General features: G+C 71.9%; 2 protein-coding genes. One reads left to right on the top strand and one right to left on the bottom strand.

What is annotated here, in order from left to right:
• Window positions 1-41 precede the first annotated feature (41 nt).
• Window positions 42-683, bottom strand: a complete 642-nt coding sequence (locus ACWGL3_RS32070; RefSeq protein WP_267948734.1) for a TetR/AcrR family transcriptional regulator — start codon at window positions 681-683, stop codon at window positions 42-44.
• 254 nt (window positions 684-937) lie between these two features.
• Here ACWGL3_RS32070 and ACWGL3_RS32065 point away from each other — a divergent pair, with 254 nt between their 5' ends.
• Window positions 938-2,113: an acyl-CoA dehydrogenase family protein gene (locus ACWGL3_RS32065; protein ID WP_267948733.1), complete on the top strand. Its 1,176-nt coding sequence runs from the start codon at window positions 938-940 to the stop codon at window positions 2,111-2,113.
• The last annotated feature ends 37 nt before the right edge of the window (window positions 2,114-2,150 follow it).

Below are 2,150 nucleotides of genomic sequence, written 5' to 3'. Positions count from 1 at the left end.
GTCCCGGACGGGGACCGCGCCGCGCCTTCCCGCGTACGCGGTCAGTCGCGGGGTGTGACCCGCACCCTGGCGAAGACGTCGGTGAGCCCGTCCAGGAAGGCCGACAGGGCCAGCTCGAAGCTCGCGTCGTCGATCTCCGCGGCGTGCTCGGCGAGCCGGTGGGCCTGTGACAGGTTGGGGTAGCGGTCCCGGTAGACGCGCACGTCGTCGTCGAACCCCCGGGCGAAGGAGTTGGTCGCGGCTCCCACGATGAGGTACTTCGTGGAGGCGCCGATCATCGTGGCGTAGCGGGGCGGCCAGCCCGCGCCGACGAGCCCGCCGTGCACGGCGTCGGCGCGCCGCAGCGCCTCCTCCCGGCGGCCGGGGCCCGCGGACACGACCGGGAGCAGGTGGGGGTGCGCGGCGAGGGCGTCGCGGTAGGAGCGCGCCCAGACGGTGAGGCCCTCGCGCCAGTCGCCGCCGTCGAACCCCGAGACGTCGATGTGGGCGGTGACCTCGTCCGCGACCTCGGTGAGCAGCTCCTCCTTGGTCCGGTAGTGGCTGTAGAGGGAGGCGGCCTGCACGTCGAGCTCCTGGGCCAGCTTGCGCATCGACAGCCCGTCGAGACCGTCGCGGTCGATGAGCGTGAGCGCGGCCAGTCGGATGGCTGGTCTGCTCAGGATCGGCGTCCTGGGTCGGGCCACGGGGGATCCCTCTCTCCGCTGCGGGAGGCGCCCGGTCCGTCCGGCGCCCGGCCCGATCATCGCACGTCAGTACGCGGCGCACGTCCGGCGCCGGGTCCCCGCGGCGTCGGCGGGGCGCTGCCGCGGGCAGCCGGTCACCTCCGGTCCGCGGCCGGAACGCGTGGGAACCCCGATGCCGCGACCTCTTGCACGCACGGCCGGGCACACCGTACCCTCAAATAACCGAACACTGTTAGGTTACTGGGGAGCAGGCCGTGATCGATTTCTCGTTGAGCGAAGAACAGCGCGCCGTACGCGACTGGGTGCGGACCTTCGTCGAGCGGGAGCTCATGCCGCTGGAGAACGAGGTGCTGCGCCGCGAGCGCGAGGGCCACCCGCCCGGTCTGAACTCCGAGGAGCGCGCCCGCCTGCGCGAGCTGGCCCGCAAGTCCGACTTCTGGGGCGTGGAGACGCCGACCGAGTACGGCGGCATGGGCCTGGACCCGGTCACCGCGGCGATCATCGAGATCGAACTGGGCAGAACCTTCCTGACCTTCAAGTTCGGCGGCGAGGCCGACAACATCCTGTACCACGCCGACGAGGAGCAGAAGGAGCGCTACCTCCTGCCCACGATCGCCGGTGAGCGCCGCTCCTGCTTCGCCATCACCGAGCCCGGCGCGGGCTCCGACGCCAAGGCCATCCGCGCCCGCGCGGTCCGCGACGGCGACGAGTGGGTGATCAACGGCGAGAAGACCTTCATCACCGGCGGCAACGAGGCCGACTTCGCCATGGTCTTCGCGGTCACCGACCCGGAGAAGGGCGCCGACGGGGGCGTGACCTGCTTCCTCGTCGACCGCGACGCGGGCTGGACCTCCGAGCCCATCGACACCATGGGCGAGCGCCGCCCCGCCTCCCTGGTCTTCCAGGACGTGCGCGTGCCCCACGAGAACATCCTGGGCGAGGAGGGGCACGGGTTCTCCCTCGCCATGAAGTGGATCGGCAAGGGCCGCTACCTGCTGCCCGCCCGCGCGCTCGGCGGGTGCGAGCGCCTGCTGGACATGGCGATCGAGTACTCCCGGACCCGCGAGACGTTCGGGGCGCCCATCGCCGACCGCCAGGCCATCCAGTGGATGATCGCCGACTCCCAGACCGAGATCGAGGCCCTGCGCCTGCTCGTCCTGCACGCCGCCTGGCAGGTGTCGGTGGGACGGGACTCGCGCCACGCGCAGTCCATCGCCAAGCTCTTCGGCGGGGTGAAGGCCAACGAGATCGTCGACCGGGTCATGCAGATCCACGGCGGCATGGGCTACACCCGCGAACTGCCGATCGAGCGCTTCTACCGCGACGTCCGGCTGCTGCGCATCTTCGAGGGGACCGACGAGATCCAGCGCCGCACGATCGCCCGCGACCTGCTCAAGGGCCACATCAAGGTGGGCGCAACCCTGGGCTAGGCGGACGGAGGGGCCCGTGCCGCGCCCGTGGGCGCGG

The sequence above is a fragment of the Nocardiopsis sp. NPDC055824 genome (assembly GCF_053616335.1).
This window is presented reverse-complemented; position numbering and strand designations above follow the sequence as displayed.